19 protein-coding genes, 1 tRNA gene and 1 riboswitch are annotated in these 22,869 nt (G+C 73.0%); of the genes, 16 read left to right on the top strand and 4 right to left on the bottom strand.

The window, feature by feature from the left end:
* The first annotated feature begins 24 nt into the window (after positions 1 to 24).
* The 6 genes from ACFYS8_RS31545 (at position 25) to ACFYS8_RS31520 (ending at position 7,955) form a co-directional block, all read left to right on the top strand.
* Positions 25 to 924 carry an FAD binding domain-containing protein gene (locus tag ACFYS8_RS31545; RefSeq protein WP_387647548.1) on the top strand — a complete coding sequence of 300 codons (900 nt, stop codon included), beginning with the start codon at positions 25 to 27 and terminating at the stop codon, positions 922 to 924.
* Positions 921 to 1,973, top strand: coding sequence for a (2Fe-2S)-binding protein (locus ACFYS8_RS31540; protein WP_387647545.1), 1,053 nt, complete (start codon positions 921 to 923; stop codon positions 1,971 to 1,973). The genes ACFYS8_RS31545 and ACFYS8_RS31540 overlap by 4 nt, the downstream gene beginning before the upstream one ends.
* Entirely contained in the window at positions 1,970 to 4,276 is a 2,307-nt protein-coding gene (locus ACFYS8_RS31535) for a xanthine dehydrogenase family protein molybdopterin-binding subunit (protein WP_387647542.1), read from the top strand. Before ACFYS8_RS31540 ends, ACFYS8_RS31535 begins: the two co-directional genes overlap by 4 nt.
* Positions 4,277 to 4,596: 320 nt before the next feature.
* Entirely contained in the window at positions 4,597 to 5,931 is a 1,335-nt protein-coding gene (locus tag ACFYS8_RS31530) for a S8 family serine peptidase (protein ID WP_387647540.1), read from the top strand.
* A 130-nt stretch (positions 5,932 to 6,061) separates the two neighbouring features.
* On the top strand, positions 6,062 to 6,391 hold the full coding sequence (locus ACFYS8_RS31525; RefSeq protein WP_387647538.1) for a hypothetical protein: 330 nt from the start codon (positions 6,062 to 6,064) through the stop codon (positions 6,389 to 6,391).
* Position 6,392: 1 nt separating this feature from the next.
* Positions 6,393 to 7,955, top strand: a complete 1,563-nt coding sequence (locus tag ACFYS8_RS31520; RefSeq protein WP_387647535.1) for a WXG100 family type VII secretion target — start codon at positions 6,393 to 6,395, stop codon at positions 7,953 to 7,955.
* A gap of 170 nt (positions 7,956 to 8,125) precedes the next feature.
* Here the strand turns inward: ACFYS8_RS31520 and ACFYS8_RS31515 are convergent.
* A tRNA-Cys gene (locus tag ACFYS8_RS31515) sits at positions 8,126 to 8,197 on the bottom strand.
* A 277-nt stretch (positions 8,198 to 8,474) separates the two neighbouring features.
* Positions 8,475 to 8,541: riboswitch (guanidine-III (ykkC-III) riboswitch) on the top strand.
* Between the two features lie 33 nt (positions 8,542 to 8,574).
* Between ACFYS8_RS31515 and ACFYS8_RS31510 the strand changes: the two genes are divergently transcribed.
* Both ACFYS8_RS31510 and ACFYS8_RS31505 read left to right on the top strand, forming a co-directional pair.
* Positions 8,575 to 8,889 carry a DMT family transporter gene (locus ACFYS8_RS31510; protein ID WP_387647532.1) on the top strand — a complete coding sequence of 105 codons (315 nt, stop codon included), beginning with the start codon at positions 8,575 to 8,577 and terminating at the stop codon, positions 8,887 to 8,889.
* Between the two features lie 99 nt (positions 8,890 to 8,988).
* Positions 8,989 to 10,431, top strand: a complete 1,443-nt coding sequence (locus tag ACFYS8_RS31505) for an MFS transporter (protein WP_387647529.1) — start codon at positions 8,989 to 8,991, stop codon at positions 10,429 to 10,431.
* A 75-nt stretch (positions 10,432 to 10,506) separates the two neighbouring features.
* On the opposite strand, the gene ACFYS8_RS31500 is transcribed toward ACFYS8_RS31505, so the two are convergent.
* Positions 10,507 to 11,817 carry a hypothetical protein gene (locus ACFYS8_RS31500; RefSeq protein ID WP_387647526.1) on the bottom strand — a complete coding sequence of 437 codons (1,311 nt, stop codon included), beginning with the start codon at positions 11,815 to 11,817 and terminating at the stop codon, positions 10,507 to 10,509.
* A 287-nt stretch (positions 11,818 to 12,104) separates the two neighbouring features.
* Here ACFYS8_RS31500 and ACFYS8_RS31495 point away from each other — a divergent pair, with 287 nt between their 5' ends.
* Positions 12,105 to 14,633, top strand: coding sequence for a phosphatidylglycerol lysyltransferase domain-containing protein (locus ACFYS8_RS31495; RefSeq protein ID WP_387647523.1), 2,529 nt, complete (start codon positions 12,105 to 12,107; stop codon positions 14,631 to 14,633).
* A gap of 88 nt (positions 14,634 to 14,721) precedes the next feature.
* The gene (locus ACFYS8_RS31490) at positions 14,722 to 15,342 is read left to right on the top strand and encodes a class F sortase (protein WP_387647521.1); all 621 of its coding nucleotides are present in this window, start codon (positions 14,722 to 14,724) and stop codon (positions 15,340 to 15,342) included.
* A gap of 35 nt (positions 15,343 to 15,377) precedes the next feature.
* Here the strand turns inward: ACFYS8_RS31490 and ACFYS8_RS31485 are convergent, their stop codons facing one another.
* Complete coding sequence (locus ACFYS8_RS31485) at positions 15,378 to 15,875, bottom strand: SsgA family sporulation/cell division regulator (RefSeq protein WP_387647519.1); 498 nt, start codon at positions 15,873 to 15,875, stop codon at positions 15,378 to 15,380.
* Between the two features lie 280 nt (positions 15,876 to 16,155).
* On the opposite strand from ACFYS8_RS31485, the gene ACFYS8_RS31480 reads away from it, so the two are divergent.
* The 6 genes from ACFYS8_RS31480 (at position 16,156) to ACFYS8_RS31455 (ending at position 22,019) form a co-directional block, all read left to right on the top strand.
* A complete protein-coding gene (locus tag ACFYS8_RS31480) occupies positions 16,156 to 17,211 on the top strand; it encodes a cellulose binding domain-containing protein (protein WP_387647516.1) in 1,056 nt (351 codons plus the stop codon).
* A gap of 184 nt (positions 17,212 to 17,395) precedes the next feature.
* Complete coding sequence (locus ACFYS8_RS31475; protein ID WP_387647655.1) at positions 17,396 to 19,219, top strand: DEAD/DEAH box helicase; 1,824 nt, start codon at positions 17,396 to 17,398, stop codon at positions 19,217 to 19,219.
* 230 nt (positions 19,220 to 19,449) lie between these two features.
* Positions 19,450 to 19,683, top strand: coding sequence for a TM2 domain-containing protein (locus ACFYS8_RS31470; protein WP_387647514.1), 234 nt, complete (start codon positions 19,450 to 19,452; stop codon positions 19,681 to 19,683).
* Between the two features lie 2 nt (positions 19,684 to 19,685).
* The gene (locus ACFYS8_RS31465; RefSeq protein ID WP_387647512.1) at positions 19,686 to 20,141 is read left to right on the top strand and encodes a DUF2752 domain-containing protein; all 456 of its coding nucleotides are present in this window, start codon (positions 19,686 to 19,688) and stop codon (positions 20,139 to 20,141) included.
* A gap of 362 nt (positions 20,142 to 20,503) precedes the next feature.
* Positions 20,504 to 21,154, top strand: coding sequence for an IclR family transcriptional regulator (locus ACFYS8_RS31460; RefSeq protein WP_043914174.1), 651 nt, complete (start codon positions 20,504 to 20,506; stop codon positions 21,152 to 21,154).
* 58 nt (positions 21,155 to 21,212) lie between these two features.
* Entirely contained in the window at positions 21,213 to 22,019 is an 807-nt protein-coding gene (locus ACFYS8_RS31455; protein WP_387647509.1) for a S16 family serine protease, read from the top strand.
* 55 nt (positions 22,020 to 22,074) lie between these two features.
* Here ACFYS8_RS31455 and ACFYS8_RS31450 read toward each other — a convergent pair whose 3' ends face one another.
* Complete coding sequence (locus ACFYS8_RS31450; RefSeq protein ID WP_387647506.1) at positions 22,075 to 22,815, bottom strand: IclR family transcriptional regulator; 741 nt, start codon at positions 22,813 to 22,815, stop codon at positions 22,075 to 22,077.
* Positions 22,816 to 22,869: the final 54 nt, after the last annotated feature.

Below are 22,869 nucleotides of genomic sequence, written 5' to 3'. Positions count from 1 at the left end.
TACGGGCGGCAGGCCGCACTGCAAATGGAGCACGGTGGGAACCTGGTGAACCGGACGATCATGATGCCGTCCTCGGTCGACGAGGCGGTCGAAGCGCTGGCCGCCACCCCCGGGGCGGTGCCGGTGGCGGGCGCCACCGACCTGATGGAGGCCGTCAACGGCGGACGGCTGCGGCCCGCCGCCCTGATCGGACTCGGCCGGATCACCGAACTGCGCGGCTGGCGCTACGAGGACGGCGGCACCGCCGTCCTCGGCGCCGGGCTCACCCACGCCCGGATGGACCGCCCCGACTTCGCCGCACTGATCCCCGCCCTCGCCGACGCCGCCCGCACCGCCGGACCCCCGCAGGTGCGCAACGTCGGCACCCTCGGCGGCAACATCGCCACCGGTGCCCCCGCCGGCGACACCCTCCCGGTGCTCGCCGCCCTCGAAGCCACCGCCACCCTCGCCCGGCCCGGCACCGTCCGCGACGTCCCGATCAGCCACCTGCTCACCGGACTCGACCCGCTGCGCCCCGGCGAACTCCTCACCTGGGTGCGGGTGCCGCTGCTGCACGCCCCCCAGGTGTTCCTCAAATCCACCGGCCGCAGCGGCCCGTCCCGCGCCGCCGCCTCCGTCGCGCTCGTCCTCGACCCCGCCCGGCGCGGCGTGCGCTGCGCCGTCGGCGCCGTCGCCCCCGTCCCGCTGCGGCCGCTGGAGGCCGAGAACTGGGTGGCCGGCTGCATCGACTGGGACGCCCGCGGCCAGGACGGCGCGGTCCTGATCGATCCGGCCGCGCTCGCCGCGTTCGGCGAATACGTGGCCGGCGCCTGCGTCCCCGAGGGCGGGGCGCCCGACGAGGGGGCGGGCCCGGCGGCCGCCCGCCTGCGGCGTACCGTGGCCGTGCTGGCCCGCCGGGCGCTGGGAAGGGCGCTGAAGAAGTGACCGACGAACTGCTGAACCACCCCGGGGCGCTCACCGGTGACGTGCGCCCCACCGCCTCGTACACGCTGCGCGTCAACGGCGTCGAACGACCCGTCAGCGACGCCTGGATCGGCGAGAGCCTGCTGTACGTGCTGCGCGAACGCCTCGGTCTGGCCGGCGCCAAGGACGGCTGCGAACAGGGCGAGTGCGGGGCCTGCTCGGTGCAGGTCGACGGACAGCTGGTGAACGGCTGCCTGGTGCCCGCCGCGCTCGCCGCCGACAGCGAGATCAACACCGTCGAGGGCCTGTCCGGCACCGGCGGCGCCAGCGACGTCCAGCAGGCGCTCGCCGACTCCGGCGCCGTCCAGTGCGGCTACTGCACCCCCGGCCTCGCGATGGCCGTCCACGACCTGCTGCAGCGCAACCACCGCCCCAGCGAGATCGAGGCCCGCCAGGCACTGTGCGGCAACCTGTGCCGCTGCACCGGCTACCGGGGCGCACTCGCCGCCGTCCAGGCCGTCGCCGACGCCCGCGAAGCCGCCCTCGAAGCGGAACTCGACGCCGCCGAACAGGCCGCCGCCACCGCCACCGACACACCCCAGCCGGCCGCGCCCGAACCCGCCCGGGCCACCGAGCAGTCCTTCTCCGACCTCGCGCTGGCCGGCGAGCTCCCGCTCTACGCCGACTCCGAACTCTGGCACGAGGCCGACCAGTTGATCCCCCCGCAGGCCCAGGCCGAGCCCGCTCCGCAGGCCTGGTCCGGCACCCCCGCGCACGGCACCGCCGTCCCCGTCGGCTGGGAACCCACCCCCGCCCACGGCACCACCGCCGACGCCGCCGTCTACGGCACCCCCGCCCACGGCACCCCGTACCTGCCCACCCCGCCGCACGGCATCCCGCACCAGGACGCCGGCATCTACGACACGGCCCCGCCCCCCGGCACACCGCCGCAGGACGCGGGCGCCTACGACGGCACCGTCTACGCCACCGACGGCTACGGACACCAGTACACCGGCTACGACGCCACCCCCGCCCACGGCATCAGGCTCCCCGAGGACGAGAACGCATGACCTCCGCCACCGAGCTCCCGGCGGCCGCCCCCGCGGACGACGAGACCGGCTCCACCGGACTCGGCAGCTCCCCGCTGCGCACCGACGCCCTCCCCAAGGCACTCGGCATCTACCCGTACGCCGCCGACCTGTGGGCCGAAGGGCTGCTCTGGGGCGCCGTGCTGCGCTCCCCGCACCCGCACGCCCGGATCGTCTCCGTCGACACCTCCGCCGCGCTCGCCGTCCCCGGCGTGCGCGCCGTGGTCACCGCCGCCGACCTGCCCGCCGGGCCCGACGGCGCACCCGGCGGGGCCGTCGTCGCCGACCGGCCGGTGCTCGCCTCCGGCGTGGTGCGCCACCACGGCGAACCCGTCGCCGCCGTCGCCGCCGACCACCCCGACACCGCCCGGCTCGCCGCCGCCGCGATCCTGGTCGAGTACGAGGTCCTGGAACCCGTCACCGACCCCGAAGCCGCCTTCCACGCCCCGCCGCTGCACCCCGACGGCAACCTGCTGCGCCACCTGCCGCTGCGCACCGGCGACCCCGACGCCGTCGGCGAGATCGTCGTCGAGGGCCTCTACCAGGTCGGCCGGCAGGACCCCGCCCCGATCGGCGCCGAGGCCGGCCTCGCCGTGCCCCGCCCCGACGGCGGCGTCGAACTGCACCTGTCCTCCACCGACCCGCACGGCGACCGCGACCGCACCGCCGCCTGCCTCGGCCTCGAACCCGACCGGGTCCGGCTCGTCGTCACCGGCGTGCCCGGCGCCAGCACCGACCGCGAAGACCTGTCCTTCCAGGTCACCCTGGCGCTGCTCGCGCTGCGCACCGGCCGCCCCGTCAAGATGACACTCACCCGCGCCGAGTCCTTCCAGGCGCACCCCACCCGGCACCCCGCACTCCTGCGCTACCGCCACCACGCCGACGCCGAAGGCAAGTTGGTGAAGGTCGAGGCGCAGATCCTGCTCGACGGCGGCGCCTACGCCGACGTCTCCGCCGAGGCGCTCGCCGCCGCCGTCGCGTTCTCGGTCGGCCCCTACACCTGCCCCAACGTCTTCGTCGACGCCTGGGCGGTGCGCACCAACAACCCGCCCGCCGGACGGATGCGCGGCGAGGGCGCGCTGCAGACCTGCTTCGCGTACGAGTCGCAGCTCGACCAGCTCGCCAAGCAACTCGGCGTCGACCCGGTGGAGATCCGCCGCCGCAACGCGATGTCCACCGGCGACCCGCTGCCCACCGGACAGGCCGTCACCTGCCCCGCACCCGTCACCGCACTGCTCGACGCGCTCGCCGACTCCCCGCTGCCCGCCCTCCCGCTGGACGACCCGGAGGCCGACTGGCTGCTGCCCGGCGGCCCGGGCGGGGCCGGCGACCCCGCCGCCGTGCGCCGCGGCATCGGCTACGCCGTCGGCATGGTGCACATGCTCGGCGCGGAGGGCGAGGACGAGGTCTCCACCGCGACCGTCCGGGTCTCCGGCGACCACGCCACCGTGATCTGCGCGGCCGTCGACTCCGGGCAGGGCTTCGCCACCCTGGCCCGCCAGATCGTCCAGTCGGTGCTCGGCGTCAGCGAGGTCTACATCGCGCCCGTCGACTCCGACCAGACCTCGGCCGGCCCCGCCGCCCGCAGCCGGCACACCTGGGTCTCCGGCGGCGCGGTCGAACGGGCCGCGCTGATGGTCCGCCACCAGATGCTGCAGCCGATCGCCGCCGACTTCGGCATGTCCGTCGAACTGCTCACCATCAGCGACGGGAAAATCACCTCGTACGACGGTGTGCTCGGCATGCCCGTCAGCCAGGCCCTCGAAGGCCGCGAACTCTGGGCCACCGCCCAGTGCCGCCCGCACCCCACCGAACCCCTCGACCCCGAGACCGGACAGGGCGACGCCTTCGTCTCCATCGCGTTCTGCGCGATGCGCGCCGTCGTCGACGTCGACATCGAACTCGGCGCCGTCCGGGTCGTCGACGTGACCGTCGCCCAGGAAGTCGGCCGCGCCCTCAACCCCCGCCAGATCGAGAACCGCATCGAAGGCGCCGTCGCCCAGGGCGTCGGACTCGCCCTGCTGGAGAACCTCCGCACCGAACACGGCATCCCCCTCAACGCCTCCCTCACCGGCTACCGCCTGCCCACCGCCCTCGACACCCCCGACATCCGGATCGCCGCCCTCCTCGAAGAGCGCGACGTCGTCGCCCCCTTCGGCGCGAAAGCCGTCAGCGCCGCCCCCGCCGTCGTCGCCCCCGCCGCCGTAGCCGCCGCCGTCCGCGCCGCCACCGGCCTCCCCGTCGGCCGGCTTCCCATCCTGCCGGAGGACGCGATCCTCGCCTGACGGCCCGCCACCCGCTGTTCGGCCGCGGGTGCGCCGGGCAGCGGGGCCTGCGAGAGGCAGACGGCCAGTCAAGATTCACGTCTGGACCAAAGTTGGCAGTCGGTTGGCCGGATCAAGCAGAATCCCGCTCGTCATTCCGGGCGGTCGCAGGCGGCCGGGGTGTGACGGGTCGAAATGTTGTGGGCTCGTCATCCGGGGTCTGCGCAGCGGTCGGGCCGGGCGATACGATCGGACTGTCCTGCGTTCCGGGGGCGTTGCGAGAACGAACGGGCTGTCACACGACTGACGGGGTACTGATGAGGCTGACGAGACTCACGCGCGTGCTCGGCGCGACCACGCTGACCGCGGGCTTCCTGCTTGCAGGACTGCCGACGGCGTCCGCGGACCAGGTGCGTGACGGGCAATGGGCCAATGAGTACTTCGGCACGGCCAAGGTGCAGTCGATCACCAAGGGTGGCGACATCATCGTCGCGCTCATCGACGATGGGGTGGACGATTCCCATCCCGACCTCAGTGGTCAGATCCTGCCGGGCTTCGACCCTGGAGGCCAGGGGCGGGAGAGGGCGTCCGGCGACTCCCACGGAACCAGCATGGCGGCAGACATCGCTGCCCACGGGCACGGTGACGGCGCGGGCGTGCTTGGCCTCGCTCCCGGGGTGAAGATCCTGCCGATCTACAAGGGCGGGCCGGGAGGCAGGGATGCCATCCCGGAAGGTGTCAAGTGGGCCGTTGACAATGGTGCCAAGGTCATCAATATCTCCCAGGGATCACGGAGCACGAACAGCGTGATGGCAGACGCTGTCGACTATGCGCTGCAGCACGACGTACTCATCGTGGCCAGTACCGGCAATGACGGTGCCGCTGTCGACTACCCGGCGAATGTGCCGGGGGTACTGGCGGTCGGTGCCGTCGACAAGAACCGGAAGATCTGGTCGGACTCCAACTACGGCCCTGAAGTGATGTTGACCGCTCCGGGGGTGGACATCGTGAGCGCGGGCGGATGTGGCGGCGGTTCTTACTGCAAGTCCAGCGGAACCTCCGATGCAACGGCCTTCGTGTCCGCGGCGGCCGCACTCGTCCGAGCCAAGTTTCCCAAGCTGACTGCTGGTCAGGTGGCGAATCGGCTGATCAAGTCGGCCCTTGCACCTTCCGGGACGGCTGGCGGAAAGCTTCCCGACTCGCATTACGGCTATGGCATTCTCCGCCCGTACGAGGCGCTGACCATGGACATCCCTGCGGGCTCTCCGCAGGGACCGTTGGCAAAGGCGGCCGGCGGTACCGGGTCGGGTTCCACGGCGGGAGGTTCGACTCCTGATCCAGAGGCGTCGCCCTCGACGCCAGGCCTCGGAGACCCTGGTGCTGCCCCCGAGTTGAGTCAGCCGTCCCAGTCGGTAACACCGCTGATCCTGGGAGCGGTTGGCGGGGCGGTTGTGCTGCTGGTGGTGATCATTGCGATCGTGGTGGCGAACAGCCGCAGGCGGAACCGGGCGCAAGCCCTTGTCGGCCAGCCGGGCGGTCCGGTTCCGTATGGCGCTCCGCAGGGTTGGCCGCCCGCCCAGCAGCAGCCGGGAACTCCGCAGTACGGTCAGCAGCCGCCGCCCGGTTACCCGCCGCAGCCGCCGACGTCCTATCAGAACCCTTACCAGGGACAGTAATCAGTCGCGTCGAGGGCGTGTCAATGCGCCCTCTGAACGCGATACGATCGAACGCTCTGAGCAAACGGTCAGCCCACCCGCCAGAGCGCTACCACGGGGAAGTTTCGACACTCCAGGGGGAGAGGGCCTCGTGTCCGACGGATTCAGCGTAAACCCGGATGAGCTGGAGGCAGTCGTCAAGCGACTGCGGGCCCTCCAGCAGAACATCAGCACCTGCGGCACCAATACGAAGTACAAGACCGACATCTCTCGGGATGCCTTCGGCGGCAACTTCGTCGAGGCGCAGGCGCTGTATGAGGCGCACGGCAAGATGCAGGCGTTCCTGACCAAGACGATCGCGGATCTTGACGCGCTGATCAACGAGTACGGCGACAAGACCCAGATTGCTCATGCCAGGTACACCGGTGTTGAGCTCGACAAGCAGGCGACGATGAACCAGCTGAACCCGAGGACGGTCTGACATGGCGTCACACAAGACTCCGTTCGACAGCTACGCCCTCATCCCGCTCAAGGACATGGTCGGGCACTCCAGCCCGGACCGGATCCGTGAGGTCGGCGAGCACTGGAAGAGCGTTCACCAGGAGTTGAACGAGGTCGCCGCAAAGCTGCAGGAGGCAGTGCAGCACGCCTCCGCGCACTGGGAGGGTGCTGCGGCCCAGGGCTTCGCGCAGAAGGGCGGTCAGATCCAGCAGAGCCTGACCAACACTGCTGCGCATGCGTCGAACACCTCGGTCGCCATGAACTATGCGGCGACCGCGCTGCAGCAGACCAAGTCGACGATGTCCCAGATCAAGGTTCCCAGCCTCTGGGACCGGGCCGTCAAGACCGTGAACGACGGCTTCGCGTCCTCCGACGAAGGACTCAAGCGCGACCTTGCCTCGGGGATGAACCGCATCGACGCGGTGAACAAGAACGCGCACGAGCTGTCGGCGACCGAGGTCGCGCATCAGTACGCGATCGGCGTGATGGAGCATCTTGGCCCGCAGTACACGCAGGCTGCGGAGTACCTCGACCATCCTCCGTCGGAAGGAACGGGCCAGGACGGGCAGCGCGAGGCCTACCCGCCCCCGCCGCAGGTCAGCCCCCCGCCCGGGCACACCCCGCCCAGCTCCCCGATGCCGAAGTACCCGGAGGGGCACCCGAAGGACCTGCCCCCGCCCGGGTATGTGCCGCCGGGTGACCCGAGGGCTCCGATGCCCGGGATCCCGAACCAGCCGAATCCGCTGCCGCCCGGGCACGGCGGGATGGTGCCTCCGCCGGGACAGCCCTGGACTCCGCCTGCGGGGACGGGGCTGGACGGGTGGACTCCGCCTGACACCGGGGTCGGTGGGGGCGGTCACCCCGGTGGTGGGCTGCCTGGTGGGGTGGGAACCCTTCCGGGGCCTGGTACTGGTGGTGGCGGGTCCGGTGGTGGTGGCATCGGCGGTGGCGGTGTCTACCTGCCCGGCGGCGGAGGCCTGCCTGGTGGCGGGTCCGGTGGCGGCGGCCGTGGCGGCGGAGGCCTGCCCGGTGGCGGTGGCCGTGGTGGCGGTCTCCCGACCGGCGGGCTCGGGACCGGTGGTGCCGGCGGCGGCAAGGTCGGCGGCTCCGCCGGTGCCGGTGCCGGCGGCAAGGCCGGTGGTGTCGGCGGTGCCGGTGCCGGCGGCGCGGGTGCTGCGGGTGGCCGTGGTGCGGCCGGTGCCGGTGGTATGGGCGGCGGCATGCACGGTGGCGGCATGGGTGGTGCCGGTGGCGCGAAGGGCGGTGCCGGCGCCAAGGGCGGCAGCGGCCTGGTGCGCAAGGCCGGTGGCACGATCGGTGGCGCCAAGGCCGGCGGTGCCGGTGGCCGTGCGTTCACCGAGGGCGGTTCGGGCATCGGCAAGGGCCGGGGTGCCGGACAGGGCGGTGCGGCCGGTATGCACGGCGCGCCGGGTTCCGGGAGCGCCAACCGGAAGAAGAAGAACGAGGGTCACCGTCCCGACTACCTGGTCGAGGACGAGGAGACCTGGCGCGGTGGCACGGCGAACCCGGGGGTCATCGAGTAGCAAGAGGCAGTAGGCAGCGGCGGGCGCCGGTGATGGTCCTGAGGGATCGTCGCCGGCGCCCGTTGTCATGAGGCGTCGATGGCGGCGAAAAGGGGAATGGAAATGGAAATGGGCAGCGGAATTCACCGGGCGCGGCGGTGCATAATTCGCGCCCGGTGAATTCCGGGGAGAGACCGTGACGGGATTCGAACCCGTGTTAACCGTTTTGCAGACGGTTCCCTGGACCACTCGGGTACACGGTCGTGAAGGGGTGCGCGCAGGCGTCAACCAGCCTGTCGGCGCGGGGGAGTTGCGGTCAGGCGCAACAGGAGAGGGAACACCGGCAGCCGGGACAGGAGGCACAGGTGCGGGGCGCTGCGAGGGCCGCCGTCTTCCTGTTCATCGCCTTCTCCTGCCGTCGGGGGCTGCTCCGGTTCGTTCCGGTGAATTCACTATAGCGGGCCGGAGTCGGGCGGCGTCAATGGAAAGCGGGAATTCGTCGATGAATTCCGTGTGTCGGCGCTGTGCTACGGTCGGGATCGAGGCGGGTGCTGGTGGCCCGTCCCGGACGAGGTGCGTCGTACCCGGTATGACAAGACGGCGCGGTAGGTGGTTCGACTACTGCGAGGAGTCCGTCGTCATGGCGTGGGTGGTTCTGATCGTTGCCGGTGTGCTGGAGACCGTCTGGGCGGTGGCCCTGGAGGCCAGCAAGGGGTTCTCGCGGCTGGTGCCGAGTGTGGTGTTCCTGGTGGGGCTGGTGCTGTCGATGGGCGGGCTGGCGTACGCGATGCGGTCGATCCCGTTGGGGACGGGCTACGCGGTGTGGGTGGGCATCGGCGCGGTGGGGACGGCGCTGTACGGGATGGTGGCGCTGGGGGACGCGGTGAGTGCGGCCCGGATCACCTGCCTGGTGCTGATCCTGGCGGGGGTGGTGGGGCTGAAGGTGCTGCACTAGGAGAGGTGTGTCCTAGGGCCGGCGGTGGAGGTCCCATTCCGCCAAAGGGCCGTCCACGGGTCAGGATCAAACAGCCAGGACGGCACTTACCATATCGAGGTGACCACCACCTCCCCGGCCGAAACGGCACTACCGCAGCAGATATCCGACGACGACGGCACGGGAGGGGTGCTCAGCGGGCCCTGGCGGGCGTTGACGCTGGGCATCGTCTCGGTGGTGCTGCTGCTGGCGTTCGAGGCGACCGCCGTGAACACCGCGATGCCGACCGCGGCCCAGCAGCTCGACGGCATCGGCCTGTACGCGTTCGCGTTCTCCGCGTACTTCACCACCACGCTGCTGGCGATGGTGGTGTCGGGGCAGTGGTGCGACCGGCGCGGGCCGCTGGCGCCGCTGTTCACCGGGATCGCGGTGTTCGCGGCCGGACTGGTGACGGCCGGCACGGCCGTGAACATGTGGATGTTCATCGCGGGCCGGGCGGTGCAGGGCCTGGGCGGCGGGCTGGTGATCGTCGCGCTGTACGTGGTGGTCGGCCGGGCATTCCCGGAGCGGCTGCGGCCGGCGGTGTTCGCGGCGTTCTCGGCGGCCTGGGTGCTGCCGTCGATCCTCGGCCCGGTGATCTCCGGTGCGGTCACCCAGCACCTGGGCTGGCGCTGGGTGTTCCTCGCGGTGCCGGCGCTGGTGCTGCTGCCGCTCGCGGTGATGGGCCCGGCGCTGCGCCGTTCCGAGCGCCGTCAGCCGCCGCTCAAGGCGCAGCCGTACGACTGGCGGCGGACCCGGGACGCGGCGATGGTCGCGGTCGGTGCGGCGCTGCTGCAGTACGCGGGTCAGCGGCTGGACGTCTGGGCGCTGCTGCCGGCGGCCGCGGGGGTGGCGCTGATCGGTCCGGCGGTGCTGCGGCTGCTGCCGAAGGGGACGCTGCGGGCGGCCCGCGGCCTGCCGACGGTGATCCTGCTGCGCGGGCTGGCGGCGGGCGCGTTCTTCGCGTCCGAGCTGTTCATCCCGCTGATGATGCAGACCCAGCGCGGCCTGTCGGTGACGATGGCGGGCCTGACGCTGGCGCCGGGCGGACTGTCCTGGGCGCTGGGGTCGTGGCTGCAGGGCCGGCCGGGCGCGGAGCGCTACCGGGGGGCGATGATCCGGTACGGGTTCGTGCTGACCGCGGTGGCGATCGGTGGGGCGGCGCTGGTGCTGTTCTCCTCGGTGCCGGTCTGGGTGACGGCGGCGGCCTGGGCGGTCGGCGGCGTCGGCATGGGTCTGGCGATCGCCAGCATCAGCGTGCTGATGATGAAGCTGTCGGCGCCGGAGGAGACGGGTGAGAACTCGGCGGCGCTGCAGCTGAGCGACGCGCTGGGCAACGTGCTGCTGACCGGCCTGGCGGGCGTGCTGTTCGCGGCGCTGGGCGGCGGCGCGGTGAGCGCGGTGGCGCGGGACACGGCGCTGCCGGCCGGGGCGTTCGCGGCGGTGTTCCTGACCATGCCGGTGGTGGCGCTGCTCGGTGCGGCGCTCGCCGGCCGGGCGATGGCGGCCCGGCAGAAGGGCTGAGGGCCCGGCAGAAGGGCTGAGGGCTCGGCAGAAGGGCTGAGGACCCGACGGAAGAGCCGGGGACCGGACAGGGGATTACTTGCCGCCGGCCACCGGCGGCACCGACGGGCGGGTGGTGGCGGGGCCGGAGCCGGCGGTGCCCGCTCCGCCGAGGTAGCTGTTCCAGCCGGCCTCGGGGCTCTGGCCGGGGCTGAGGGCCTGGAGCTTCTTGAGCACCGCCGGGTCCTGCGCCTCCAGCCACTCGACCAGCTGCCGGAAGGACACCATCCGGACCTCGGGCTTGTCGGCGATGGCCTTCAGGGTCTCCTCGACGGCGTTCATGTAGATGCCGCCGTTCCAGCCCTCGAAGTGGTTGCCGATGATGAACGGCGCCCGGTTGCCGTTGTAGGCGCGGTCGAAGCCGGCCAGGTAGGCGTCGCGGGCCTGGGTCTGCCAGAAGGCGCGGCGGCCGGGGTCGCCCTTGGTGTTGTCGCCGGACTGGTTGTACATGATGTTGTAGTCCATCGAGAGCACCTGGAAGGTGTGCCCGGGGAACGGGATGGACTGCAGCGGCATGTCCCACAGCGCGCCGCCGGCGAACTTCTGCGGCCACATCTGCAGGCCGCCGGGGCCGGAACTGTCGTACTTCCAGCCGCGCTTGACGGCGGTGGGCAGCAGGCCGCGCTGGCCCTCCAGGCAGGGGGTGCGGCCGCCGATCAGTTCCTTGCGGTAGTCGAAGGGCAGCGCGGGCAGGTCGGTGTTGCCGGTGTTGGTCTTCCAGTTCATGACGAAGTCCATCGCCTGCTGGATCTCGCTGTCCCAGTCCTCGGGGGACCAGCGGCCGCCGCCGTTGGCGCCGCAGAAGTGCCCGTTGAAGTGGGTGCCGATCTCGTGGCCGTCCAGCCAGGCCGCGCTGATCTGCTCGATGGTGGAGCGGATGTGCGAGTCGCTCAGGTAGCCGATGTCGGAGGCGCCGACGGAGTGGTGCGGCGGGTGGTACATGGACTTCTTCGACTCGGGCAGGGTGTAGATGCCGGAGAGGAAGAACGTCATGCTGGCGTTGTGGTCGTTGGCGAGCTGCCGGAACCGGCTGAACAGGCGGTCGTCGAGCTCGCCCGCGCCGTCCCAGGAGAACACCACGAACTGCGGCGGCTTCTGGCCGGGTTCCAGCGGTTCGGGGGTGGGCTGGCCGGGCTGCGGGCCGGTGTCGGAGGTGGAGCCGTCGCCGATCATGGTGGCCGGGGGCCGGGGGACGGTGCTGGAGCCGCCGCTCGCGGCGACGCCGTCGGCCCGGGCGGGCGCGTCGGCGTTGCTCCCGTTCCCGGAGGTGCTCGCGCACCCGGCCGCGAGAGTGGCGGCGGTCGCCGCTCCGGCGGCCAGCAGTGTCCTGCGGGAGAGGGCGTCCATGTCTCACATCCGTTCACCAGGGAGTAAGGGGATGGCACCGGCCGGAGGGACGGTCCATCAGGTGGAATGACCGATGCGTCGTCCGGGGGGAGTCGGCCCCAGCATCGCACGGGCCGCCGCGCCGTGCTGGTAGGCAAGGCCCGGGGTACGGATGACCGGGGGACACCACGCCGAAAGGCTCACCTGTCCGGCGCACCGGGCCGGAGCGGCACCGGCCCCCACGAGCTGAGCTGGCATCAGATGGCACGGACCGGATCGGACCCTGGACACGGAGGTCGCACCCGCCGATGTGGCAGTCGCTGCTGGACGCCTACCGGGACCGGATCGTCGACACCGGACGGGAGCCGCTGTTCCTGCTGCTGCTCGGCCTGGTGCTGTCGTTCCTGTTCATCCGGATCAGTACCCGGCTGATCCGCGCCCAGGTCCGCTGGTGGCCCGGCAACGTCGCCCCGGGCGGGCTGCACATCCACCACGTGGTGTTCGGCCAGGCCCTGCTGCTGATCTGCGGCGTCTCCGCGTTCGCGGTGCGCGGCGACGGCGGCTCCTGGTGGAACCTGCTCGGCTTCGGGTTCGGCGTCGGCTGCGGGCTCGTGCTGGACGAGTTCGCGCTGGTGCTGCACCTGAAGGACGTGTACTGGAGTGAACAGGGCCGCACCTCGGTGGACGCCGTGATGCTCGCCATCGCCACCATCGGACTGCTGCTGCTCGGCGAACTCCCGCTCGGCGGCTTCGCCCGCCACCCCGACGGGCCGACCCTGGCCGGGGCCTGCGGGTTGCTCGCCCTGGTGGTGGTCAGCCTGCTCAAGGGCAAGACCTGGACCGGGCTGCTCGGCATCATGCTCTGGCCGCTCGCCCTGGTCGGCGCCCTGCGGCTGGCCCGGCCGCAGAGCCCGTGGGCCCGCTGGCGCTACCGCTCCCGGCCGCGCCGGCTGGCCCGCGCCGAGCGGCGCGAGGAGCGCATCCACCGCCGCCTGGTCGCCGCCAAGACCACCGTCTACGACCTGGTGGCCGGCACCCCCGACGACCACGAACCCGCCGCTCCGCCGGTGCCCGGGCCCGCCGCCGAGCAGCGGCCCGCCGCCGTCGAGCCGCCGCCGGCCGCGGTCGAGCTGCCGCCGCCCGCGCCGTGGCGGCTGCGCTGCGCCGCGTTCGTCCAGTGGTACCTGCGGATCGCCACCCTGATCGACCTGCTCGGCGCCGTCGTTGCCCCGTTCCGCGCGGAGGTCCAACGGATCGACCGGGGCGAGTACTTCGCGCCCGTGCTGGTCACCTCCGGGTTCACCACCGCGCTGCTGGCCGGGCTGCTCGCCGTGATGCTGCGCCGCCGCAAGCGGGCCGCCTGGATCGCCGCGCTGGCCGTCGTCCTGGTGCACGCCGCGCTGTACGGGCTGGCGCTGGCGTTTCCCGAGTTCCGCGCCCACCCGTTCAACTGGTTCTCCTTCGCGCTCACCCTCGCCGTGCTGGTGGCGCTGGTGCTGAGCCGCCCGGTGTTCCGGGTGCGCGGCGGGCGCGGCAACCTGCCGCTGGCCGCCGCCGTGCTGGTGGCCGGCAGCGCGCTGCTCACCGCTCTCGGCGCGGTCGCCGTCCGGCTCGGGCACGCCGACGGCGTCCCGAGCTGGGGCGAGGCCGCCCGCTACGGCCTGCTGCGGCTGGTCACGCTGTCCGGCGTCGTCCGGGTCACCGACGTGGACGTGCCGCGCTGGATCGACCTCGCGCTCAACCTGCTCGGCACCGCCCTGCTGCTGCTCACCCTGCGGATCCTGCTGCGCTCCCCACGCGGCACCGAGTGGCAGAGTCCCGAGGAGGAGCTGAGGCTGCGTGAACTGCTGGCGCGGCACGGCGGGCGGGACTCGCTCGGCTACTTCGCGCTGCGCCGCGACAAGTCGCTGTGCTTCTCGGCCAGCGGCAAGGCCGCCGTCGCCTACCGGGTGGAGAACGGTGTGGCGCTGGCCTCCGGCGACCCGATCGGCGACCCGGAGGCATGGCCGCAGGCCATCGAGGAGTGGCAGCGGCGGGTCCGCGCGCACGCCTGGATCCCCGCCGTCACCGGCGTCGGCGAGCAGGGCGGCACCGTGTACGCCCGGGTGGCGGGGCTGCGGGCGCTGCACCTCGGCGACGAGGCGGTGGTCGAGCCGGCCCGGTTCACCCTGGACGGCCGGGAGATGCGCGGACTGCGGCAGACCTGCCGCCGGGTCGAGCGGGCCGGGTACCGGGTGGTGATCCGCCGCCACCGCGACATCCCCGCCGAGGAGTTCGCCGACCTGGTGCGGCTCGCCGACGCCTGGCGGCACGGCCGCACCGAACGCGGCTTCTCGATGGCGCTCGGCCGGCTCGGCGACCCCGCCGATGGCGACTGCCTGATCGCCGAGTGCCGCGACGAGGCCGGCCGGACCGCCGCCCTGCTGTCCTTCGTCCCCTGGGGGGACGACGGGCTGTCGCTGGACCTGATGCGGCGCGACCGGGAGTCCGACAACGGGCTGGTCGAGTACACCGTGGCGCGGCTGCTCGAACAGGCCCGGGACGGCGGGCCGGCGGTGCGGCGGGTGTCGTTGAACTTCGCGATGTTCCGCGAGGTGTTCGAGGAACGGCTCGGCGCCGGGCCGGTGCTGCGGCTGTGGCGCGGGGTGCTGCGCTTCCTGTCCCGCTGGTGGCAGCTGGAGTCGCTGTACCGGGCCAACGCCCGCTACCGGCCGCACTGGCAGCCCCGGTTCGTGCTGTACGAGAAGCCCTCCGAGCTGCCCGCGATCGGCCTGGCCGCCGCGCTCGCCGAGGGCTTCCTGACCCGCCCCCGGCTGCGCCGCGGCCGCAGGGCCTGAGGCCGGTCACCCGGGCGGAACGGCGGAGGTGCCGGGGCGGGCGGCGCTGGATTGACTGGTGCTCGTCCCGGAGGGAACGGAGGGTGCGGTGGGCGAACGGACGTGGGGCCGGGCGGGGCTGGCCGCGGGGGCGATCGTGGCCGGGGCCTGGCTGCTGCACGGAGGCCTGCTGGGCACGCTGCCGCCGGCCCCGCTCGCCGCGCAGGCGTACGACGGGACGCCGGTGGGGCCCGCGGTGCCGCCGCTGCCGTCCTCGCCGCCGGTGCGGATCCGGATCCCGGTGCTGGGCGTGGACGCCCCCGTCGGCCCGCTGGGCCTGGACGGCGAGGGGCGCCTGCAGCCGCCGCCCGAGGAGGACGGCACCCTGACGGGCTGGTACCGGGGCAGTGCGGCGCCCGGCTCGAGCGGCGCGGCGGTGCTGGCCGGGCACGTCGACACCGCGCACGGCCCGGCGGTGTTCTACCGGCTGGGCGCGCTGCGCAGGGGCGACCTGGTGGAGGTCGCCCGGGCCGACCGGGCCACCGCCTGGTTCCAGGTGGACGGCGTGGAGGTCTATTCGAAACGGGAGTTCCCGGACACCAAGGTGTACGCGGCCACCCCGGACGCCCAGCTGCGGCTGATCACCTGCGGGGGTGCCTACACCCGCGAGGGCGGCTGGGACGGGAACGTGGTGGTGTACGCACATCTGGTACGCACCCAACGGGCCTGACGGGTACCCGGTGGATACGTGCCGCGGACGGGAACTCAGGCCAGCAACTGGGCCAGCGCGCGGTCGCAGTCCAGGTGCCGCAGCTCCTGCCCCTCCGGGACGGCCAGGTGACTGCGCCACAGGAAGCGGCGCAGGTCGGCGCGGGCGAACTGGAGCAGCGCGACGCCCTCCGGGGAGCGCAGTTCGACCATGGTGCGCATGCCGTACGCGGGCCGGATCCGGACGTCGCCCTCGCCGGCCGCCCGGTCCAGGCCGACGGAGAGCAGCTGGCGGGCGAACACCCACTCGATGTCGGGCGCCGACGGGTCGGCGGGGGCGGTGTCGAACGGGTCGTTCGGGTCGTGCGGGCCATGCGGGTCGTACGGATCGGCGTCGGAGGCGTCCACGGCGTACTCGGCGGGGAAGACCATCCGGACCGCCAGCGGGTCCTCGCAGCAGTAGCGCAGGGTGACCCGCAGCAGGGCGGAGCGGTGGGTGCCGAGGATCAGTCGGGCCTGGGTGTGTTGCTCGATCGACGCGGGTGCTGGGGACACGACGTTTCCTCCGGAGTGTGGGGTGCGTTGCGCGGGGTGCGACCGGTGTCGCCTCCCGTGACTGAAGAGTCGGAAGGGGTAGGAGGAATTACACCGGTTTTGGGGCCATTTTGAGTGATCTGCGCCACATTGACGGGGATCAACCGGGCATTTCGGCCGCCGAGTGTGGGGGTGTTGTGTGTGTTCGTACGGTCTCCCGGGCAGGATCGCGGGAGCCGACCGGGCCGCCGCCGGTCCGGCCGGGCCAGGGGAGGACAAGATCGCCGAGTCATCAGCGCGGATGGCCGGGCGCCCGCCGCTCGCCGCGTACACCGAGCTGTACCGGAGCCACCACCCCGGCCTGCTGCGCTACGCCGGCATCCTCACCGGCGGCGACCGCTGGCGGGCCGAGGACCTCGTCGCGGAGGCCCACCTGCGGGTGTGGCGGCGGCTGGCCGCCGGGCAGCGGATCGAGGACCCGCGCGCCTACCTGGCCACCACCGTCCGCCACCTGGCCGCCGCCCCGGTCCGCGAGCGGGCCGCCTCGGACGTGCCCGGCGGCGAGAGCGCGGACCCGGCCGCGGGCGTGGCCGAGACCGACCGGATGCGCCGACTGCTCGCCCGGCTGCCCGGGCGGTGGGCGCATGCGCTGTGGCTGGCCGAGGTGGAGGGGCTGTCGCCCCGCGAGATCGGGGCCCGGCTCGGGGTGCGGCGCGGCGCGGCGGCGGTACTGGTGCACCGCGCCCGCGAGGGCCTGCGGCTGGCCTACCTGCGGGACTATCCGGGCAGCCCGTGCGACCCGGCCTGCGCCGGGCACTGGGAGACGCTCGCCGGGCACGCCCGCGGCCGCGCCGGACGGCGGGCCGAGCAGCAGGTGGAGCGCCACCTGCCGCACTGCGCGGACTGCCGGCGCCGGCTGACCCTGCTGCGCCGGGTCAACCTGGGTCTGGCCGGGCTGGTGGGCAGCGCGATGGCGCTGCTGGCCGCGCTGGTCGCGCCCCCGGCGGGTGCCGCCGGGCAGCGCGGCGGCGAGCCCGCGTGCGAGGTGGGCTACCGGATCACCGCGCAGGCCGGCGGCGGGTTCCAGGCGCTGCTGACCGTCCGCAACACCACCGACCGCCCGGTCGGCGACTGGACGCTGCGCTGGCCGCTGGCCGACGGCGAGCACCTGGTGGCACCCCGGCCGGGCACCGGGCAGGCCCACGAGGTGGCCGGGGCGGTGCTGCTCGACGAGGGCCCCGCGCTGCTGCCCGGCGCCAGCGCGGAGGCCGGGTTCACCGGCGCCGCGGCGGGCCCGCACAGCGTCCCGGGCGCGATCACGGTGAACGGCCGGCCGTGCCGCGTGAAGGTGTGGTGAGGGCCGCGCGGCGGGAGTGGGACGCGCGCCACAAGGGCCCTCCATCGCCGCTGTCCGCCCCCCGGAAGGGGCTAGGCTGGGCGGGTTCCACGACCGCCCGCAGACCGTGGGAAAAGGGCCTTGCATAGGCTCTGACCTGCGACGACCCCGTTCGGAGACCGTGACTACCGCCGCCTCCTCACCGATGGCCCCGCTGTTCTCGCACGCCGACAGCCTCCACCCCCGTCCCACCGGCACCTCCGCCGCCGCACACCTCTCCCCGGCCTTCCCAGGCCGCGCCCCCTGGGGTACCGCGGGCAAGCTCCGCGCCTGGCAGCAGGGCGCGCTGGACAAGTACATCGAGAAGCAGCCCCGGGACTTCCTGGCGGTCGCCACCCCGGGCGCCGGAAAGACCACCTTCGCCCTGACCCTGGCGTCCTACCTGCTGCACAACCACCTGGTGCAGCAGGTCACCGTGGTCGCGCCCACCGAGCACCTGAAGAAGCAGTGGGCCGAGGCCGCCGCCCGGATAGGAATCCGGCTGGACCCGGCGTACTCCTCGGGCCCGCTGTCCAAGGACTTCCACGGCATCGTGGTGACCTACGCGGGCGTCGGCGTCAATCCGATGCTGCACCGCAACCGCACCGAGGCCCGCAAGACGCTGGTGATCATGGACGAGATCCATCACGCCGGCGACTCCAAGTCCTGGGGCGAGGCCTGCTTCGAGGCGTTCGAGCCCGCCACCCGCCGGCTCGCGCTGACCGGTACGCCGTTCCGCTCGGACACCAACCCGATCCCGTTCGTGCACTACGACGCGGGCAGCGACGGCATCCGCAAGTCGATCGCCGACTACACCTACGGCTACGGGCACGCGCTCGCCGACCACGTCGTCCGACCGGTGATCTTCCTCAGCTACTCCGGCAACATGCGCTGGCGCACCAAGGCCGGCGACGAGCTGGAGGCACGGCTCGGCGAGCCGATGACCAAGGACCTGATCGCCCAGGCCTGGCGCACCGCGCTGTCCCCGCAGGGCGAGTGGATCCCGGCGGTGCTGCAGGCCGCCGACCGGCGGCTGACCGAGGTCCGCAAGGGCATCCCGGACGCCGGCGGCCTGGTGATCGCCACCGACCAGACGGTGGCCCGCGCCTACGCCAAGATGCTGCGCGAGATCACCGGCGAGAAGGTCGCCCTGGTGCTCTCCGACGAGACCGAGGCGTCCAAGCGGATCTCCGACTACGCCGAGGGCACCTCGCGCTGGATGGTCGCGGTGCGCATGGTGTCCGAGGGCGTCGACGTGCCCCGGCTGTGCGTCGGCGTGTACGCCACCTCGATCTCCACCCCGCTGTTCTTCGCGCAGGCCGTCGGCCGCTTTGTGCGTGCCCGCAAGCGCGGCGAGACCGCCTCGGTGTTCCTGCCCACCATCCCGATGCTGCTCGGCTTCGCCAACGAGATGGAACTGCAGCGCGACCACATCCTGGACCGTCCGAAGAAGGACGGCGAGGGGCTGTTCGACGAGGAGGACCGGCTGCTCGCCGAGGCCGAGAAGGCCAACGACGGGCCGGACACCGGCAGCGAGGAGTTCTCCTACGAGGCGCTGGGCAGCGAGGCGGTCTTCGACCGGGTGCTGTACAACGCCATGGAATTCGGCATGCAGGCGCACCCCGGCAGCGAGGAGGAGGAGGACTACCTCGGCATCCCGGGCCTGCTCGAACCCGACCAGGTGCAGATGCTGCTGCAGAAACGTCAGCACCGGCAGATCCAGCGCTCCAAGGCCCGCCCCGCCGAGGAGGCCGACCTGATCGAACTGCCCGCCGACCAGCGCCCGGTGGTCACCCATCAGGAGCTGCGCGAGCTGCGCAAGGAGCTGAACGCGCTGGTCGCGGCCTGGCACCACCGCACCACCCAGCCGCACGGCACCATCCACAACGAGCTGCGCCGCCAGTGCGGCGGTCCGCTCACCGCGCAGGCCACCGCGAACCAGCTGAAGGCGCGGATCGGGCGGATCAGGGAGTGGGCGACGCAGGGCTGACGGGCCGATGGGCTGACTTGGCGTCAAGAACCTTGGGTCGGAGGGTTCGCGGAGGAAATTTGGCTTTCGATTAGAGAAAGTGTGCAGACATCTAGTCTTATCTTCCGTTAATCTTCCGCGTGCCAGCGCCTGGACGCCTCACCCCGAGGTGCCCGTCCGACGCCGGCTGCCCATGTCGAGGCGTGCCGTCCACGCGCGCCCGGCCGTCTGCACCGAACGAGGAGCCTTTCGTGGCGTACAACGCCCAGCCCGAGCTGTCCGACAAGTCCAAGGTCGTCGCCGGCATCCTGCAGATCCTGCTCGGCGGCTTCGGTGTCGGCCGCTTCTACACCGGCCACATCGGCATGGGCATCGCGCAGCTGCTCACCTGCGGTGGCATGGGCGTCTGGGCGCTGATCGACGGCATCATCTTCCTGGTCAGCGACACCCGCACCGACGCCCAGGGCCGTCTGCTGCGCAGCTGATCTTGAGCGCCGAGGCGAACGGCCGGCACCCCCGCCCCGCGGACACCCGTGGCGGGGGTGCCGGCCGTTCGCCGTTCGCCCTGCTGCGCCACCCCGCCGCCGGCCCGCTCGGGCTGCTCGCCGCGGGGCTGGCCGGCGCGGCCTACCTGTACACCCGGAACCCGCACCTGCCCGGGCAGTCCCTGCCGTTCTGTCCCTGGCGCCGGCTGACGGGCCTTCAGTGCCCCGGCTGCGGCGGCACCCGGATGACCTGGGACCTGCTGCACGGCGACCTGGTCGCCGCCTGGCACGACAACGCCGCGCTGCTGCTCGCGCTCCCCTTCGTCGCCGCCTGGTACCTGGTGCGGCTGCGCCACGGACTGGCCGGCCGGCGCTGGAAGCTGCGGCTCTCGCCGCGCACCGTCGCCGCCATCCTGGTCGCCGCCGGGCTGTGGGCCGTCGGCCGCAACGTCCTCTGACCCCTCTGGATCCCTCGCCCGCGGAGGGCCGCTGTCCGGCTACCGGTCAGATATCGAACACCAGAGCTATTCGGCTTGGAGTTTTGCGCGTCTTGTCCGTTTTTTCATCGCGACTTTCCAACGATGTGGATCGGATTTTGAACAACTACTTCCGTAGCGCGCCTCCCGTTCACTAGCGTCTCCCCAATCCGTTCGGGCCCCACCCCCAGCTCGGCCGGGCAACCGCGGAGCCCTGCGACCGGCCGACCTCGCCGTGGCCGGACTCCCACGCCGGAAACCCCGCTGGCGTGTGATCAATTCCGGTGCGGCCCACGGCAGTTGTGTCGTAGGGTCGGACTCGCCGCGGAAAGGACCTGGCGTTCGTGACTGCTGAGACCTCCCAGACCCTGGACCGGGGTGTCCGGGTACTGAAACTGCTCGCCGACTCCGAGCGCGGGCTGACCGTGACCGAACTGGCCGCCCGACTGGCCGTCAACCGCACGGTGGTGTACCGCCTGCTGGCCACCCTGGAACAGCACGGCCTGGTCCGCCGCGACATCGGCGGCCGCGCCCGGGTCGGCCTCGGCGTGCTGCGCCTCGCCCACCGGGTGCACCCGCTGCTGCGCGAGGCCGCGCTGCCCGCCCTGCGCTCGCTCGCCGAGGACCTCGGCGCCACCGCCCACCTCACCCTGGTCGACGGCAACGAGGCGCTCGCCGTCGCCGTGGTCGAACCGACCTGGACGGACTTCCACGTCGCCTACCGCACCGGCCTGCGCCACCCGCTCACCGAGAGCGCGGCCGGCCGGGCGATCCTGGACGCCCGCGGTTTCCCCGGCCAGCGCCGCCCCGAGCAGGGCTTCGTGATCACCCGCGCCGAGGAGCAGTCCGGCGCCTGCGGGGCCGCCGCCGCGCTGATCGGCCTGAGCGGCATCGAAGGCAGCGTCGGCGTGGTGATGCTCAACGGCCTGGTGCCCGAGCGGGTCGGCCCGCGCGTGGTGGAGGCCGCCACCGAGGTCGCCGACGCACTGCGCTGAACCGGCCGATCCGCGCGGCCGTCCCTGGGGGCCGCCCCGGTGTGTTTGGATGCGGGGTGTGCCTCTCCAGAACCTGCCCACGGCCCTGACCGCCTTCCGCAGCCGCGCCCTCGCCCTGTGCGCGCTGCCGGTGCTGGCACTGTTCGCGGTGGCCGCGTTCACGCCGCTGCCCTTCACCGTGGAATCGCCGGGCCGGACCGCCGACACCCTGGGCACGTACGACGGCACCCAGGTGATCACGATCAGCGGGGCGGCGCAGCGGCAGACCTCCGGGCAGCTGCGGGTGGTGACCGTCGAGGCGACCGGCCCGGGCCAGCGCAACACCCTGTGGGACTCGCTGGCGTCCTGGATCGACCCGAAGCGGGCGGTGGTGCCGACCGAGGAGGTCTACCCGCAGACCGACCCGAACAAGGCCAACCAGGCGACGCAGCAGCAGATGACGCAGTCCCAGGACAGCGCCACCATGGCCGCGCTGAACTACCTGCACCTGTCGCCCGAACAGGTGAACGTCCAGATCCGGCTCGGGGAGATCGGCGGGCCCAGCGGCGGGCAGATGCTGGCCCTGGGCATCGTCGACAAGATCGCCGGCGACGGCAACGGCGGCGACCTGACCGGCGGGCGGGACGTGGCCGGCACCGGCACCATCGACGCGGACGGGCGGATCGGCCAGGTCGGCGGCATTCCGCTCAAGACCCAGGCGGCGCGCAACGCCGGCGCCACGGTGTTCCTGCTGCCGCGCAGCGAGTGCACGCAGGGCGAGGTCAACACCCCCGACGGGCTGCAGCTCGTCCCCGTGGACACGCTGTCCGAGTCGATCGCCGCCCTCAAGGCGGTGCGCGAGGGCGGCGCCGTCCCGCACTGCTGAGCCGTCCCGCACTGCTGAGCCGTCCCGCATTGCTGATCCGGCCCGCACGCCCGGCCTAGACGCCGAACGCCGCGGTCGCCAGGTCCTCGCCGACCCGGGCCCGCAGCTTCTCGGCCACCGCCGTCAGCCGGTGCGCCTGCGAGGCGGGCAGTGCCACCGCGACCGCCGCGAGGTCGCTGCCCATCACGATCGGCACCGCCGCCCCCACCACGCCCAGCTGGTACTCCTGGTACTGGGTGATCGGCGCGGCCCGTTGCGGCCCCGGCCCGGGCAGCAGCGGCAGCTGGGACGGCTCGCGAAGGGTGTACGGGGTGAACGGCACCATCGGGTGGCGCGCCAGGTGCGCCCGGCGCTCCTCGGCGGACAGCAGCGCCAGCAGGGTCTTGCCGCTCGCGTGGGCGTGCGCGGCGATCCTGAAGTTCGCCGGATCGACGGTGGCGGCGCCGGGCGCGGCCCGGGCGGCGACCAGCTCGACCTCGCCGTCCTTGTACCGGGCGTAGTGCACGGCCGCGTTCAGCTCGTGGGCGATCCGGCCGAGCACCCGGTCCAGCCGCATCCGCCCGGCCTCCGGCCCGTCCAGCCGGTCCTCCACGCTCAGCCCCGACACTGCGGGGCCGGTGCGGTACCGGCCCTCCCGGCGTTCCAGGTACTGGTCGTGCACCAGGGTGCGCAGCAGGTGGTAGGTGGTGCCGAGGGCCAGTCCGGTGTCCCGGGCGAGCTGCTTGGCGGTGGCGCCGGTCGGGTGCTGGGCGGCCGCCTCCAGCAGCCGCAGGGCGCGCTGGGCGGAGGTGATCAAGGTGGGCGCCGGGGTGGCCCGCCTCATCGCGGTGCCCGGGTGGTGCGGGCGGCC

This window comes from Kitasatospora sp. NPDC004615 (assembly GCF_042873545.1).
GTDB lineage: Bacteria > Actinomycetota > Actinomycetes > Streptomycetales > Streptomycetaceae > Kitasatospora.
This window is presented reverse-complemented; position numbering and strand designations above follow the sequence as displayed.

What these genes read in the sequence shown, in the direction of transcription:
- ACFYS8_RS31545 (WP_387647548.1), top strand. Translation starts at nt 25, where the DNA reads ATGGAGCACGGTGGGAACCTGGTGAACCGGACGATCATGATGCCGTCC.
- ACFYS8_RS31535 (WP_387647542.1), top strand. Translation starts at nt 1,970, where the DNA reads ATGACCTCCGCCACCGAGCTCCCGGCGGCCGCCCCCGCGGACGACGAG.
- ACFYS8_RS31520 (WP_387647535.1), top strand. Translation starts at nt 6,393, where the DNA reads ATGGCGTCACACAAGACTCCGTTCGACAGCTACGCCCTCATCCCGCTC.
- ACFYS8_RS31510 (WP_387647532.1), top strand. Translation starts at nt 8,575, where the DNA reads ATGGCGTGGGTGGTTCTGATCGTTGCCGGTGTGCTGGAGACCGTCTGG.
- ACFYS8_RS31500 (WP_387647526.1), bottom strand. Translation starts at nt 11,817, where the DNA reads ATGGACGCCCTCTCCCGCAGGACACTGCTGGCCGCCGGAGCGGCGACC.
- ACFYS8_RS31495 (WP_387647523.1), top strand. Translation starts at nt 12,105, where the DNA reads ATGTGGCAGTCGCTGCTGGACGCCTACCGGGACCGGATCGTCGACACC.
- ACFYS8_RS31480 (WP_387647516.1), top strand. Translation starts at nt 16,156, where the DNA reads ATGGCCGGGCGCCCGCCGCTCGCCGCGTACACCGAGCTGTACCGGAGC.
- ACFYS8_RS31475 (WP_387647655.1), top strand. Translation starts at nt 17,396, where the DNA reads ATGGCCCCGCTGTTCTCGCACGCCGACAGCCTCCACCCCCGTCCCACC.